General features: G+C 66.4%; 11 protein-coding genes. 5 read left to right on the top strand and 6 right to left on the bottom strand.

Annotated elements, in window-relative coordinates; genetic code table 11:
• Positions 1-27: 27 nt before the first annotated feature.
• Together AB0F70_RS22675 and AB0F70_RS22670 are read right to left on the bottom strand one after the other, a co-directional pair.
• Positions 28-393 (bottom strand): WhiB family transcriptional regulator, encoded by a 366-nt coding sequence (locus AB0F70_RS22675; protein WP_116673785.1) that lies wholly within the window; start codon positions 391-393, stop codon positions 28-30.
• Between the two features lie 571 nt (positions 394-964).
• Entirely contained in the window at positions 965-2,980 is a 2,016-nt protein-coding gene (locus tag AB0F70_RS22670; protein WP_357453701.1) for an ATP-dependent DNA helicase UvrD2, read from the bottom strand.
• An 88-nt stretch (positions 2,981-3,068) separates the two neighbouring features.
• Between AB0F70_RS22670 and AB0F70_RS22665 the strand changes: the two genes are divergently transcribed.
• The gene (locus AB0F70_RS22665) at positions 3,069-3,350 is read left to right on the top strand and encodes a mycoredoxin (protein ID WP_357453698.1); all 282 of its coding nucleotides are present in this window, start codon (positions 3,069-3,071) and stop codon (positions 3,348-3,350) included.
• A gap of 88 nt (positions 3,351-3,438) precedes the next feature.
• Positions 3,439-4,389 (top strand): aminoglycoside phosphotransferase family protein, encoded by a 951-nt coding sequence (locus tag AB0F70_RS22660; protein WP_357453695.1) that lies wholly within the window; start codon positions 3,439-3,441, stop codon positions 4,387-4,389.
• Between the two features lie 19 nt (positions 4,390-4,408).
• Here AB0F70_RS22660 and nudC read toward each other — a convergent pair whose 3' ends face one another.
• The gene (gene nudC, locus AB0F70_RS22655; protein WP_357453692.1) at positions 4,409-5,302 is read right to left on the bottom strand and encodes an NAD(+) diphosphatase; all 894 of its coding nucleotides are present in this window, start codon (positions 5,300-5,302) and stop codon (positions 4,409-4,411) included.
• Positions 5,303-5,433: 131 nt separating this feature from the next.
• On the opposite strand from nudC, the gene AB0F70_RS22650 reads away from it, so the two are divergent.
• The 3 genes from AB0F70_RS22650 (at position 5,434) to AB0F70_RS22640 (ending at position 7,722) form a co-directional block, all read left to right on the top strand.
• Positions 5,434-5,766, top strand: coding sequence for a PadR family transcriptional regulator (locus AB0F70_RS22650; protein ID WP_357453689.1), 333 nt, complete (start codon positions 5,434-5,436; stop codon positions 5,764-5,766).
• Positions 5,763-6,701 (top strand): hypothetical protein, encoded by a 939-nt coding sequence (locus AB0F70_RS22645; protein WP_357453686.1) that lies wholly within the window; start codon positions 5,763-5,765, stop codon positions 6,699-6,701. The genes AB0F70_RS22650 and AB0F70_RS22645 overlap by 4 nt, the downstream gene beginning before the upstream one ends.
• A gap of 100 nt (positions 6,702-6,801) precedes the next feature.
• Complete coding sequence (locus tag AB0F70_RS22640; RefSeq protein WP_357453683.1) at positions 6,802-7,722, top strand: macrolide 2'-phosphotransferase; 921 nt, start codon at positions 6,802-6,804, stop codon at positions 7,720-7,722.
• 362 nt (positions 7,723-8,084) lie between these two features.
• Here the strand turns inward: AB0F70_RS22640 and AB0F70_RS22635 are convergent, their stop codons facing one another.
• From AB0F70_RS22635 to AB0F70_RS22625, 3 genes are all read right to left on the bottom strand, one after another.
• Positions 8,085-8,426, bottom strand: a complete 342-nt coding sequence (locus AB0F70_RS22635; protein ID WP_357453680.1) for a hypothetical protein — start codon at positions 8,424-8,426, stop codon at positions 8,085-8,087.
• A gap of 83 nt (positions 8,427-8,509) precedes the next feature.
• Entirely contained in the window at positions 8,510-15,139 is a 6,630-nt protein-coding gene (locus AB0F70_RS22630; RefSeq protein WP_357453677.1) for an RHS repeat-associated core domain-containing protein, read from the bottom strand.
• A gap of 94 nt (positions 15,140-15,233) precedes the next feature.
• Positions 15,234-15,485 (bottom strand): hypothetical protein, encoded by a 252-nt coding sequence (locus AB0F70_RS22625; RefSeq protein WP_357453674.1) that lies wholly within the window; start codon positions 15,483-15,485, stop codon positions 15,234-15,236.
• Positions 15,486-15,624: the final 139 nt, after the last annotated feature.

Below are 15,624 nucleotides of genomic sequence, written 5' to 3'. Positions count from 1 at the left end.
TATCACGCACTCAACGCTGCGGTTGGGTCAGGCCGCTGCGACGTTCTCCGACTTGCGCGGCCGACCCCGGCCACGCTTGCGGGCGACAACGGCGCCGTCGACGAAGACCTCGCCGCCCCAGACGCCCCAGGGCTCGTTCCGCTCGAGGGCGCCGGCGAGGCAGCCCTCGATCAGGGGGCAGGTGCGGCACAGGGCCTTGGCCTGCTCCACCTGAGTGCTGTGCTCGGCGAACCACAGCTCCGGGTCGTTGGTACGGCACGGCAGCAGTGTGTCCATCAGCCGGTTGAACTCCGCCGAGTCCGAACCGATCCCGCTCGTGACGGGGTGTTGAGGTGGGTCCCAGGGGCCCGAGCCGCCCTGGGGAAGAGTGTCGAGGAGCGCAGTGAGGCGCACGGTTGTCTCCTGTGTCCTGTAAAGAAGAACGTCGTCGATGAACGTCTGGGGGAACAGGACCCCGGGCTAGATCTCGGCCGGCCGGCCCTGGCGGGGCCGGGTCTCCGGGCAAGAAGTAAGGCCGCGGGTCCTAGATGGACTCCGCGGCCTGGATGACTCGGTCGTTAGACCGGCGAGTCTCCTGGAGATGCGGAGTCGGGTGCGAGAGCGGACGGCTTGTTGCCTCCGCGGTGAGTGCGCGCGCGGAAAGGCAGAGCTGCGCCGATTGCCTGAACGGTCTCGTTGCCGAGCACGTACTTGCACGCGTGCAGATCCGTCTGCGGAATCATGTTCATCTCCAAGACACCCACCTCCTCACTCGAATCCGGGCCAGACCTTAAGGTCTCGCCCACTGCCGTCAGGGACATGTGAACACTATGCCGGGGCACCGGGGCGAGCCAACTCTTTTTCCAAACTTTCTTGAGAAGTTTTTCGCCGGTCCCGGAACGGCCCACTCTGCAGCCATTTCGGGAGCATCCGAACCACTCGAAAGTTCCCCTCGCCGGACCACCTGACAGACCGCTACGGCCGCTCAGGTGCTCGGTGCGCTCGCCACTATCGCGAGGATCGTGGCGCCGTACCTGTCGATCTTTGCCGGACCTATCCCGTCCACGCGAGCAAGTTCGGCTATGGCCGAAGGTCGGATCTCCGCGATGGCCGCCAGCGTCGCGTCCGTGAGCACCGTGTAGGCGGGCTTGTCCGTCTCGCGGGCGACCTCGAGGCGCCAGTCGCGCAGGGCGTCGAAGAGCGCGACGTCGTGCTCGCCGGTCAGCAGCGCCCGGGCCTGGCCCTTCGACGTGGTACGCACCCGCGGCGAGCGCGGGTCCTCCGGCCACAGCCCGTCGAGGAACCTGGTGCGCTTGCGCGTGGCACGACCGCCCGGGTTCCGCGCGCGCCCGAACGACACCTCAAGATGCTCGCGCGCGCGGGTGATCCCGACGTACAGCAGCCGGCGCTCCTCGTGCACGGCGTCGTCGGACTCCGCGAGCGAGATCGGCATCAGCCCCTCGCTCATGCCGGCAAGGAAGACGGCGTCCCACTCCAGACCCTTTGCCGCGTGCAGCGAGGCGAGCGTGACGCCCTCGACCGTCGGCGCGTGCTGTGCCGCTGCGCGTTCGTCGAGCTCGGCGACGAGCAGTGCGACCGTCGCCGGGCTCTCCGGGGTAGCGGCGGCGGCCAGGTCGTCCGCGAGCGAGACGAGCGCCTGCATGGCGTCCCAGCGCTCCCGGGCGGCACCGCGAGTCGCGGGCGCCTGGTCGGCCCACCCGGCGGCGGCGAGGATGTCGCGCACCTGGTCCGGCATGGGCAGCTCCGGATCCGCCGAGCGGGCGGCGCCACGCAGCAGCACTATCGCGTCGCGCACCTCCTTGCGCTGGAAGAACCGCTGCCCGCCGCGCACGAGGTAGCCCACGCCGGCGTCGGCGAACGCGGCCTCGAACGCCTCGGACTGCGAGTTGGTCCGGTACAGCACGGCGATCTCGCTCGGCTTCACGCCCGACTGGATCAGGCGGGCCGCCCTGCCGGCGACGCCCTTCGCCTCGGCCTCGTCGTCGTCGTACGCCGTGAAGGCGATCGGCGGGCCCGGCTTGCGCTGCGCGATGAGCTCCAGCGCCTGGTGCGCGCCGCCCCCACGGCCGGCGCGCTTGAGCACCTCGTTGGCGAGGTTCACCACCTGCGGCGTGGAGCGGTAGTCCCGCACGAGCCGGATCTCCTGCGCCTCGGGGTAGGTCCGCCGGAACTCCAGGAGGTGGCGCGGCGAGGCGCCGGTGAAGGAGTAGATGGTCTGCGACGGGTCGCCCACCACGCACAGTTCCTTGCGCCCGCCGAGCCACTGGTCCAGCAGGAACTGCTGCAGCGGCGAGACGTCCTGGTACTCGTCCACGACGAAGCGGCGGTACTGCGAGCGCACCTCGTCCGCCACGATCTTGTGGCTGTTCAGCATGTCCCCGAGCATGAGGAGGACGTCCTCGAAGTCGATGACCTCGCGTTCCGTCTTCACGTCCTCGTACGCCGTGATGAGGCGCGACACCGTCTGCGGGTCGTAGCCCGACGGCGCCTCGCGGCCCGTCGCCAGCAGCGCCTTCTCGTAGTCGTCGGCAGTGATGAGCGAGACCTTTGCCCACTCCACCTCGCTGCTCAGGTCGCGGACGGCGACGCGGTCCACGCTCAGACCGAGCCGGCGCGCCGCCTCCGCGATGATCTGCGCCTTGTGCTCCACCAGCCGGGGCGGGGCGCCGCCCACCACACGCGGCCAGAAGTACCCGAGCTGTCGCAGCGCCGCGGCGTGGAACGTGCGGGCCTGCACACCCTGGACGCCGAGCTCGCGCAGTCGCGTGCGCATCTCCCCCGCGGCGCGGGCGGTGAACGTCACCGCGAGCACGCTGGTCGGCGCGTACACACCGATGCGCACCCCGTAGGCGATGCGGTGGGTGATGGCACGTGTCTTGCCCGTGCCCGCACCCGCGAGCACCATGACCGGCCCGTTGAGCGCGAGGGCCACCTCGCGCTGCTCGGGGTCGAGCGCGTTCAGGATCGCGTCGGGGCTCATCGGTCCAGGATGATTCGAGCCGGCGGCGGAGTTGGTCTGGGTGAGCATCGTCTGCGATTCTCGCAGCACCCACTGACAAGGAGTACTGATGTCCGATACGACCACGTCGAACTACTCGCCCCTCCCGACGGACGGCACGGTACTGATGTACTCGACCACCTGGTGCGGGTACTGCCGTCGGCTGCGTACGCAGCTGGACTCGGAGGGCATCGGCTACACGGTCATCGACATCGAGGAGCAGCCCGAGGCCGCCGCCTACGTGGAGCAGGTCAACGGCGGGAACCAGACGGTTCCCACGGTGGTCTACCCGGACGGTTCGGCGGCGACCAACCCGAGCCTCGCGCAGGTGAAGCAGGCCCTCGCGGCCTGAACTCCGCCCATCACCGACGGGCGCACTCGACTTCGTCGGACTGGAAAATCGGTAGTTTGTGGCCGCGGGCAGCCCTACGGTTCCGAGCATGCCCGAGGCCACGCAGAGCATGCTCACCACCGAGAGCGCGGAAGAACTCCTACGACAGGTCTTCCCGGGCGCTTCGGTCGCCGAAGTCATCCAGCGCACGGGTGCTGGGATAAATACCGTCTTCGAGATTCGCTGCGCGCCGCCAACGGAGCCGGTCATCGTCAAGATCTACGCCGAGCAGTGGCGCTGGAAGCAAGAGAAGGAGATCCACGTCTACCGGCTGCTGGAGCAGCACGACGTCGGCCCGGTGCCACGCATCCTGCACAGCCAGGACGAGCGTGGCCTGCTCGGTCAGGCTCTGACGATCATGACCAAGGTCGACGGAGTGCCCTTGTCCTCCGTCAAGGGCGACCTCACCGACGCCGACGTTCGCAGCGTCTACCGGCAGCTGGGGGCCTGCCTGGCTCGCGTCCACGGCATCGCGCAGAGCAGCTTCGGCTATCTCACCACGCAGATCCACGACCCGGAGCCGACGAACAGCGCCTACATGCACCGGCAGTTCGACAAGAAGCTCGCCGAGTTCGCCGCACTCGGTGGCGATCCCGCCCTGCACGCGGCGGTGGAGTCCCGCCTCGTCGAGCGGGCCGGCCTCTTTCAGAACTGCTCCGGCGCCGCGCTCTGTCACAACGACTTCCACGACGGCAATGTCCTTGTGGCCAAGCGGCCCAGCGGCTGGGCCTTCACCGGCTTCATCGACGTCGAGAACGCCATCGCGGCCGACCCTCTCGTCGACCTGGCCAAGACCGACTACTACGCCGTCCTCAGCGACCCGGCGAGGCGCCGAGCCTTCCACGAGGGCTACGGCCCTCTTCCGGCAGACGCCGAGGACCGCATAGAGCTCTATCGCATCTACCACGCCCTGGAGCTCTGGGACTGGTTCGCCTCCATCGGCCAGACAGATCCGCTACGGGGGATCGCGGACGACATCAGGCGTATGACCGCAGCCTGAGACGCCCCCGGCGGCCGAGTCACTCCTCGAGCGGGCCGCCGTACCAGTCCTCGATCAGGGAGCGGGCGATCGAGGCGCGCCCCGGTAGGCCCAGGTCGCCGTCGGCCACCGCGGCGGCGACCTCCGCGCGGGTGAACCAGTCCGCCTCGGCGATCTCGTCCTCCTGCCGCACCAGCCGCGTGGTGGTCGCCCGGGCACGGAAGCCGAGCATGAGCGACGCCGGTAGCGGCCAGGACTGGCTGCCGCGGTACTCGACGGAGTCGGGGTCGACGACGACGCCCACCTCCTCCATCGTCTCGCGCACCACTGCCTGCTCGAGCCCCTCGCCCGGCTCCACGAAGCCGGCCAGCACCGACCGCCGGCCTGGACCCCACTGCGGGCCGCGGGCCAGGAGCAGCCTGTCGTCGACGTCGGTGATCGCCATGATCACCGCGGGATCAGTGCGGGGGAAGTGGTTCGTGCCGTCCTTCGGACAGTGCTGGACCCAGCCACCCTGTACGACTTCGGTCCGCGTGCCGCACCGCGGGCAGTGGGTGTACACGGCGTGCCACTGGGACAGCGCGATGGCCTCGACGACGAGCCCCTGTTCCAGGTCCGGCTCGTCGAGGGTCCGCAGCCCCGCCCACTCGACGTCGAGCTCGGGCTCCGCCTCGGCGTCGGCCAGCACCACGGCGAGGTAGGCCACGTCGTCCGCCTCCCCGAGGAAGAGGTGCATGCCGACGGCGAGGTGCGCGACGTCGTCGGGCGCGAAGAGCGCGACACGCTGACCGGCCATCGCCACCCGGTTCCCGCGGACGACCAGCACCCTGGTGCCGCGCTCCTTGAGGAGGTCGCCGACAAGGCCGGGTTCGTCGCGGCGGTGGGCGGCGCGGTAGTGGGCGGCGCGGGCGAACGGGAGGTCGAGAGCTGACACAAGGTCGACAGTAGTCGGCTGACCTCGCACCCGGATCCCGGCCGCTCAAGCACCCGCCGTCGCGCCCACCCGGACCTTGCCTCACAAGACTTGTATTGCAAGTCTTGTTACGCAAGGTTAGAGTTCCCAACATGATCGAAGAGCGCATCGCAACGAACCTCCGTAAGGGAGTGCTCGAGTACTGCGTGCTCGCGCTGCTCTCTCGCGGTGAGAAGTACGGCCTCGAGCTGGCCGACGACCTCACCGAACGCGGGCTCATCGCAAGCGAGGGCAGCCTCTACCCGCTGCTGGCCCGCATGCGTGAGAACGGACTCGTCGAGCCCCGATGGGACTCGTCCGGCACCGCTCGCCCCCGCCGCTACTACGCCATCACCGCTGACGGCACCAAGCAGCTCGCCGCGTTCGCCCAGGTCTGGACGTCGCTCGCCGCGCAGGTCAACGCACTGCTGGAGGGATCGCGATGACTGGGAACACGACGACCGCCGAGCACACCACGATGACCGAGAGGACCGCGATGAACGCGAACACCGAGGACGCCTACCTGCGTGACGTGGGCAAGCGCCTGCGCGCGCTCACCCCTGAGCAGCGCGACGCGGTGCTCGACGACGTCCGGGCGCACTTCGCGGACGCCGCGGACGCGGGCCGTACCCCTGAGCAGGCCGCGGAGAGCCTCGGAGATCCCGCGCAGTTCACCGAACGGGTGCGGGACGAGCTGGGCCACGAGCCTGGCCGGACCGACCGGATCAGGCGCATCTTGCTGTGGCTCGCGACCAGTGTTGCCGTCTTCACCGCGATGTTCGTCTCCTTCTGGCGCCTGGACTCCGTCCAGGTGCCGAACACCCAGTTCGAGGCGCACGGCTTCGGGATCGTGCTGTTGAACTTGGCACCTGCACTGATCGCAGCGCTCCCGAACTTCGCCTCCCCACGTGCCCGTACGGTCTTCACCGCCGCGGTGGCGATCATGCTGTCGGTAGTGAGCTTCACCTTCCCCGACAGCTGGGCCTTCGCGCCCACCGCCTGGCTCGCGTGGGCCGCACTCGTCGTACCGGTCATCGCCCGCAACGGACCGCCCGCAATCGGCTGGCGCATCGCCGGCGGTGTGCTCGCCGTCCTGCCCATGGCCCTGGGGGTCGGCGGTGCCCTCGTCGGCAGCTGGGACATGACGCTCGAGATCGTGCTCTATGCCGGCGGGTTCGCCGCTCTTGGTGTGCTGATGGCCCTCGGCAAGCCGTGGGCCGGCGCCCTTCTGGCCCTGGTCGGCGTCGCGGCGCTGCTGAGTTCCGCTCTCTCTCCGGGAATGCTCACCTTGGGCGTCTGGTGGGCAGGTGGCCTGTTCATCGCCCTCGGCGCGAGCCATGCCCTCATGCACGCCCGACCGCGCACGCCCGCACGCAGGTAGCGCACCCAGGTCTCACAGGGCGGTGGTGTGTCCCGGTTCGAGCGGGGACACACCACCGCCCTGTGCCATGGCACCCGGACACTGCAATACGGTGGAGCACGTGTCCCGCACGCCCCTCGCTCTCGCCGCCCTCTCGACCGCCGCCGTACCTGGTCTCGACGCCCAGTCGGTGCGCGTCGGCGAGCTCGCGGGCGACTACGACGTCGCCGTCGTCACGGGCCAGGACGACCAGGAGTGGGTAGTGCGCGCGCCCCGCAGCACGGTGGCCGGCGCGGCGCTCGAGGCCGAGATCGAGCTGCTGGACGCGCTTCGCCTGTACATCGACACCGGCGTGCTCCCGTTCGTCGTGCCGCAGGTCGCCGGTTACGCGCTGCTGCCGGAGGGCGGCCGGGCGGTGGTGCACCGGCGGATCATCGGCAGCACCCTCGACGTCGAGGCGCTGGAGCCAGGCCCCGGCCTGGCCGCAGACCTGGGCCGGGCGATCGCCGCGATCCACGAGCTGCCGACGTCGGTCGTGGAGACCTGCGGCCTGCCCAGCTACACGGCGTCCGAGTACCGCGAGCGTCGCCTCACCGAGGTGGACGAGGCCGCGCGGACCGGCCGGATCCCACCCACCCTGCTGCGGCGCTGGGAGGCGGCGCTCGAGGACGTCTCCCTCTGGAAGTTCAAGCCGGTGGTCGCGCACGGCGACCTGGCGCCTGACCAGCTGCTCGTGGACCGGCAGCGGGTCGTCGCGATCTCGGGCTGGGCGGAGGCCCGCGTGGCAGACCCCGCCGACGACCTCGCGTGGCTCATCGCGGCGGCTCCGCTCGAAGCCGTCGACTCGATCATGGAGGCGTACCAGCTGCGCCGCACCGAGCTGAGCGACCCCCGCCTGGCCGAGCGCGCGATGCTCGTGGGTGAGCTGGCCCTCGCGCGGTGGCTGCTGCACGGCGTGCGGCACCGGCTGCCCGAGGTGGTCGAGGACGCGACGTCGATGCTGGAGGACCTGGACGAGGCGACGCTCGAAGAGGGGGGGTAGGAGTACCGAGTCGGTCGCTCGTGCGCCGACCTCTCGGCTCTGAGTCGCTGCCCTTCGAACCACTCGCCTCGGTCGCCTCGCCCTGACGTCCCCGTCGGGCAATGAACAGATCTCGCGTACCCGAACTTCGCACGGGACGAACTAACAGGGACAAACGAACTCACTCCCAAGCCACCATCACATCGCGATGACGAGAAGCGAAACGCACTACGCGAACTCGCTCGCCGCCTTAGCCGTCGAGTTGGCAGGGTCGATCATATCCGCCGCAACGGCTGAAGCCGCGCAAATCGCGACATTCAGCATTCGAGGACAAAGAATTCCGAACACGCCGACACGGCGATGAATTCCGTCTATCAGGTCTACTATTTTCGAATTGCAGCTCGAATTAGTCCCATTCGCTCCGTGTACTCGCTTTGGTTGAGAGTCTGCTCGCCGGCCAAACGCACCACCCGACCCGTCTTCGGATCGATCTGATCAACCTGGGGAAACTCATTTGTTACGGTCGTATACCCGGCGCGAACTTCTTTGCGCTTCCGCAGAGCGATACCAATCAATATCGCTGGAACGAAAAGCACGGCTTCAACGAGGAGTAATCCCATAACCGCGGTGAGGAAAGGCGACTTCAAATAGCCCTCTCCAGTAGTTATCATCCCAACTACGAATATCGCCAGCAGCACGTACGCCAAGCGGACGGCCCAGCTCATGCAGTCAGCAAGGCGCCATGCCGAGCTTCCCCTCAGCAGTCGCTTCCGAGCGTCGATGTCAGGATGCCACTCTCCGAGGCGGCTCACCAATTCTCTCTCCTTACGCTAGAAACGCCCGTTGCACCGAGGTTCGCGACCCCGACGAACGACGCGAACAAGTCCGTGGTTGCGCCAGCAGCTTGCCAGTTGTCTGCAGCAGCGGTGTTGCGTGAAGGAAGCGTGGCTGACCAACCGAGTTTGGTTGCCCGGGCCGCAGCTCCGAGCCCGCCGAGTCCGAGTGCCGTGCTTGCGATCCCGACCCCACAACTCGCGTCCAGCCCATCCGTACAGTCAATTGCAGTACTGACGGCACCTGTCGCAAAGGAAATGCCAGCTAGGACCGCTCCAACTGGTGCACCAACACCAGTTGCCGTCGCAATTACAGCGGCGATACCCGTGACAGCACTAACAACTCCCAGGCCCGCGCTGATCGCAGCTTTATTGTCAACCAGGAAGTTTCCCGCATTCTGCAGCCACCCATTTTTGCGCTCATTTTGCTCTTGCTGCTCCTTGTATTCTTTTGCACGTTTCTGCTCTGCGAGCGCCGCCGAACGTTCGCGGGCGCGCTCTTCGGCCGCGGCCACGTCGGCCGAATCTCGTCGAATCGACACCGGGAATTCGTACTTAGTATTCGGCCGAGCCCACGAGCCAGCACCACCGTTGTTCCAACTACCCGTGTACCCCGTGTTGTTCGCCCCGACCTGCCAGCCTCCCGACCCCGGCTTGCCTGCTGTCGGCGCTGTATAGGCACCATCAATCAGCGGCCCCAGCAGCAAACCCGTCGGGTCGGACCACGTCATCGGGTTGTTGTTCGCATACCCATACGCATGCCACTGCTGTGGATCGGACAGATCCATCACTGGATCCACCGACACGAAGCTACCCAGCAACGAGTCATAGAACCTGGCACCCACGCTCGTTAGACCCGTGCCGTCGGCTGTCTTGTCCAGGAACCCCCGGTCCCCCACCCATCCGCTACTTGGAGCGCTCTCACGAGCTATGCCGGCCGCAGCGTTCCGGGGAGCACCAAACGGATCCGACTGCCGGCGCGTAACGGTGTTGGTCACGTTCGTGATCTGAACCGTACCGCTCCCATGGTGATCGGCGAAGATGCTGGTCACGTGCGAACCAAGGTTCCCGTTGCGCACTGCGACGGTCTTCCCCGCGAACGTGTAGTACCGCGTGCCAGAGACCTCACCCGTGGCGGTCCGAGTGATCTCCTGCCCTGGCAGGTACGCGGTCACTACCCCGCCCTGGACCCGCACCAGCCTCTCACCGTCAGCCGAGTACACGTACTCATCAGAGTCGGTCGCCTCGGCATCTGAGACCTGCCCGTCACCGTTCGTGTCCTCGGCGACCGCCGCCAGTTCGCCCTCCGGGTCCCACGTCAGCTTCTGCGCCGGCTCGCCGACATGCTTTCGCCCCGTCATGTTTCCAGCACCGTCGTACGTGAACGACGCCGTCCCCAAAGCAGCTCCCGAACTAGCGGTCGCGGTCACACCAGTCGTCGCGTGCGGCCGAACAGATGCCACCCCAGACGCTCGCTGGGTATAGGTGCTGGTAACGTCCCCGCCCTGCGCCGCGCTCCGGCGCAACACCGTGGAGTCACGGTTGCCGATGAGATCGTACGAGTACGACTTCCAGTACGGATCCGCACCGCCCAGTCCACCCACCGACTTGGCGGCGGCGCAGTCTCCGCTAGCCGGAGTCCACGCCTCCGTCAACCGTCGAGCCCAGTCATAGTCGAAGCACTGCTGATCCGGCTTGCTACCGCCCGTGCTCTGTCTCGGCACATCCTTGACAGACAGCACGTTCCCGGCCGCGTCGTACGAGTACTTGCTGAACGTCAGCTCGTGCAGATTGTCCTCAGCGCTGTCGATCTCCTGGGTCAGCGTCACGCCGTCCAAGCGGCGCGTGCCCTTCTCGTAGGTGTTCTCCTGCTGGTACGCAAATGTGTTTCCAGTGCGCAGGTACGACAACTCGCCTGTCGGCAGGTAGTCGGCGTCGACGACGTAGTTGCCCGCGATTCCACCCTGCATCCCGTCCTGAGCGTTGGTTGCGGAGTACATCATCGCTACCGTCTCCGAACCAAGGTGACCCGCAGCCGGCATCCTCGTTCCTCGGAGCCGACCATCGGCGGTGTACACGTACCCAGTCGTGTACTCCCCCGCCACGCCTTCTCCCAGAGTGTCCGGCAGGGACACGGTCTGCCCTTCGGGAAGATAGCGGTCGGTATACCCGGTGATGGACGTCGTGTACTCCTGCTGGTCATGCAGGCGGACGCTTCCCGTTGGCTGTCCCTTGACAACCGTCCCATCGGCAAGCAGGTCATAGGTCCAGCCTGCCCGCTCAGGGCCATCGGTAGTGTCATCCCGCAAGGACGTCTTGCGGCCCAAGTTGTCATACACGTAGGCCAGAATCTCGTTTCGAGCATCTTTCGTCGTCAGGACCCGACCGGCATCGTCATACGTCGTCGAGCTCGTGCCCTTGTCTGGGTCTGCAGCACTCGTCTGACGGCCGCGAATGTCGTATTGATACGACCACGTGTTCTTCTCAGGGTCTGTGACGCCCTTCAGCCGGTCCGCGTGATCGTACGAGTACGAGGTCACGTGGTGGGTGCCCGTCGGGGCACTGCCCGTGTACTGCCACAGCTCCTTCGTTTTGCCACGTGCGTCCGAAACCGTGGTGGTCGGAACCCCGCCAGTCGGCGGGTTCACGTGAGTCCGGTCGCCCTCATATGACGTCGTGGTCATCCACTTCGGGAGGTATGACGCGTCGTCGTCCGGCTTTTCGCCGTCGCCAACCTGGAACATTTCGGAGGTGGGCCGCCCTGCACCGTCGAAATCGGTCTGGGTCCGAGAGTCGACAGCTTGAAGGGACGTGACGAGGCTGGTGCTTGCCACGCCAGTCGTGCCCCATCCGGACCGGGTCACGACTGCCAGACCTCGACCGTCATAGAAGGACTCCGAGATGACGCGTCCAGGTTCACCCGTCGCAGCCGCAGACGGTGTCTGAGCCTGGCGTTGGCGCAGCAGTCCGTCATAGATCACGGACGACCTCACGTACGCCGACGCATCCCAGTTCAGGGTCTCGGTCAGCACCGCGTTCGTGCCGGTCGAGCGCACCTGGTAGGTGAACTTGGACGTCGGTCCATCAGTGCCCTGCACGCGCCCAGGTTCCCACACTTGAGTGAGTCGACCGAGCCCGTCATAGGTGCCACTGGTTACCTTCCCGTTCGGGTCGGTCACCTTAGCGGGCACACCCCACTTCGGGTCCAAGTTCGTCACCGTCACATGCGCGGTTAGCGGCCCTGCGCCGTCAGGGTCTGGGCTCGTCACGGTGGTCTTACTGGTCAACCCGGGATTCGTCGTCGTGTCATACGCCGTCGTCGTCACGTTGCCCAGGGCGTCTTGGCTGGTCAGCTGCTGCCCGAAGCTGTCATGAGTGAATCTCTCGACAGCCAAGTAGGAGGGCGTAGTCCCGGAGTAGGACTTGACCTCTTGCCGCACCGTGAGGAGGCCTCGCGTGGGTGCCACGCCGATCGCGCCGCCGTCGTATCCGAAGCGTTCGTCGGAGATCACATCTGACGGCAATGACGGTGTGGTCCCACACGCTGCCGAGACGGTTCCGGTGCGCTTGACGGTGCCCAGGATGTTGTCGGCAAGATTTCGCATATATTCGGTGCTCGTGCACCGCTCATCGCCCGAGATTGATGCGTCGCCAACGTCTGACACGAGGTCAGGCATACCGTAAGTGTCGTGCCGCGTCGTCACGCGGGTGCTGCGCTCCCCTCCGGGCAGCGCGGGCGCAGTCACCGTAGTGACCTGCTCCTCCACGCCGGTGTGGAATGCCTTCTTTCCCGCGTCATCCGGGTGCGTTGCTGTCACTACCGATCGCCATGGGACGGACTTCGTCGAGCTCACCACCGCCGTGCCGTTGTAGGTGATCTCCTCGCGGGGCATCCCCGCGAACTGGTCGAGGTCGTTGATCCCGTCGATCTGAACGGACTTGGTGCCCCCGCTCGGGCTCGAACGATCGCCGTGCATGCCACGGAAGTAGCGCGTCGCCGTACGTATACGGGGCGCCTCGGGATCGCCAGTGGAACCGACATAGGTGTCGACCCGTTCATATCCGCGCAGTTGCCCCCACGTGCGGTTCTTCGGCGGCACAAGCTCGTTGTCGTCGTAATGCCACGCCGGGCCACTATCGCCCGCCGGATCGAGGTCATATACGTAGTTGGTTTCCACCGGTGCGGTACCTGGCACTCGGGCGTCCTCCAGCACTGACTTAACCCGATAGTGGTGGAAATACTCTTGAACCTGCACGGTCTTGCCCTCGGGAGTCCAGTACACCGGTTGGCAGCGCATATCGTTCGACTGCGGTGATGTCGGCAGGTTCGACGTGGAGCATTGCCTGGCTGAGTACGCGATCGTAGTCAGGGCACCCGACTCCGTACGAATCTTCTCGATCCGCTGCCGGATCATCGCGGGACCGATATCGCCGACGGTGTTCACTCGGTTGTCCAGCTGTACGCCAGTGAACGTCACGTCCGGCAACGCCACATCCGCCGCAGCACCACCCTGACCGGTGTGGGTGATGGAGTCCAGCCACAGCGCCTTGGCTGTCCCGTCGCCTGGGTTGACAAACGACTGGCCCAGCGACCAGGAATCAACACTCTGGTATGTGCCGCCAAGGCGCACCTGGGTGGTGAACCCTGTGAATCGCTTACGGTCGAAGAACGCCGGCGCGGTCACTTGCGGGCACGAAGTGCTCGACGTGCAGATCTGATCAACCGGCACGTCCGGCCAGTAGGCACTGTTGGTCTGGTTGAGCTTCGATTCAGCGCAATCGAACGTAGCCGTGGCTATGCATCGCTCCGCATCTGAGATCAGAACCCTCGCCGGAGGAGCCGTGGACAAGTCGCCGTGTCGAGTGCCGTACTCGATGCGGCCCAGGCGCACCGCACGGTTGTACGCAGCAACTCCCTGGTCCAGGTTGTACCCGTACACGTTGTTGTACCGCTCGTAGGCATAGGTCATCGAGTTGTACGACGGGTCGACCACGTAATCCAGCATCCACCGCCACGCCTGCTGACACCGCGACGCCGCGAACGTTGCCTCGTAACACGGCTCTCCCGGATGGTTCCCGTACACAGGCACCACAAGACCCGACTGGAGGTCGTACGAATCGTTCGCCGCCCTCTTGGCCCGTCCGAACCAGTACTTCGTACCGTCGGCCGTGGTGACCTTCCACCACTCCTTATTGTCATCGGTGTTCCAGCCCGGCGTCCTCGCGTCGGTACCGTCAAAGTGCTCGACCCTGGTGTTGTCGTCGTTCTCCGGTCGCCAAACGTTCGTGTTTCCGTCCCGGATCAGTTCGGTAGAAGAACCGTTGAACACCATCGTCGCGTTGTCCGACTTCCAACACAGGTCGCCGGTGTCCCTGCTCGCGTTGTTGGGAGCAGCCTCGCCAGTTCCATCTTGATCTTCCGAGCACGAGACGTACTTGCGCTCAATAAACCCAGACAGATTCGCGTCCCACCCGTCGCCGATCTCCGACGACTGGTTGTTGGAGGATGCGACCCGCCCGTCCAACGAGGCGGACGAGTAGGACAGTGAAAGGTCCGGAGTCAGGCCACCCGCTGCAGGCGGAGTCCGGAACGGGTACGACCATGAGAAAGCACCGGTCTGCGTGGACACCTGCCACGACGACGACGACGACAGCGACGTCGCGCCCCAGTCGCCTGTGCTGCCCGCCTCCGCAGCCATCACGCCCACGACCAGGTCCTCGGCAGGAGCAGACGAGGCGAGAGCCGCACGAGCACCATTCGTAGCGACTCCGGCGTCGCTGAGCGACGGCTCTGACTGTGAACGCTCGGTGGGCTCGGGAACTTCGATCGTCCCGGACAGAGTCATGGTCTCCGCGTCCAGTGCGGAGTCTTCGACCGGTGAGCCGACCGCGCACCGATCGACATCCGGCGTCGTCAGCGCGCAGGCTGGGAACACTTGCAGACCCAGGCGGTGGACCAGGTCTCCGCCCGCGCCGGCCAGATGCGACACGTCGACTCGAAGACGTGCGGCACCGCCCTCTGGCGCTACTACGGTATCGCCGGAGCTGCCCAGCTTCGGCTCGACGTCGGGCCGAAGTGCCAGCACGGGACCGGCCGCGCCGAGCGCGGCGGCCGTGCCCTTGCCAAGATGCTCTACTCGAATCTGACCCGCAGCAGCGCCCTCATTCAAGACCGCGCCGAGCACGACGCCCAACTCACCGGCCCGCCCGGGTACCGTCTGCTTCCGCGACCGTGAGGTGGACGCTTCGAGCAAAGAAAGCACTGTGGTGCCTGCGGCCGGGATGTCGATCGTCTCGGGTTCCGTTTGCGGAATCGACGCAACATCATCGGACGCGCCCGCAGACGGATCTTCCTCCTTGGACGGCACGAGGTCTACATCCGGAGTGTCGAACCCGAGCTGATCGGCATGCTCGCGCGCTTCGTCGATGGTCCAGGACAAGCGGTCGGTGATGTCGAGCGCCATGGCCATAGAAGGAAGTACGCCGGGGATCACAAGGCCGAGCACGAGGGTTGCCGCAGTAATCCGGCTACCGCGTACCAGGCGCGCCCGAGCCTTCACGCCCGCCGTGCCGAATCCTCTACCGTGCCCATTCGCGTTGGTCATCGAAGTCCTCCCTCGTCCTGCCCAGTCGGTCGTGCTGCTGGTGCTCCCGGCGACGCCATCTCGCGCCACACCCTGTAGTCCCACGTCTCGCGGTTCACGAGACGTCCGATCCCAGGCAGATGTTGTCCAACGTGCTCTCGTCGATGATGTGACCGTCGGCGATGCGAACCTCGTCGATCGCGCCATGGAAAGGCCACAAAGTCGAACCGTTCGTCATCCCCGACCCCAGGCGCAACGGTCCAGCCACGTTCCACGCACTCCACGTCGTCGGCTCGCCGTCCTCGATCAGGAATGACCCCGGCTCGCCAGCAACTGGAGGTGCGTGGTCCAGTGCGTCGACGTACAAGGGACATGCCCACGCCTGCACTGTCTTGTTGCTCGCGTTGTATATGTCAAGCCCCGGGTTTGATGGAGAGCGGGTTAACTGGTTTCCAGGCTTGCCGGGACCGGGTCGGCCACGGCGTGTAGGGCTTCGTGCTCGGCGG

Origin of the sequence: Promicromonospora sp. NPDC023805 (assembly GCF_040639635.1) — a bacterium.
In the GTDB taxonomy this organism is placed as follows: Bacteria; Actinomycetota; Actinomycetes; order Actinomycetales; family Cellulomonadaceae; genus Promicromonospora.
Note: the sequence above shows the minus strand (reverse complement) of the source record. Positions and strands in the feature narration are given on the sequence as shown.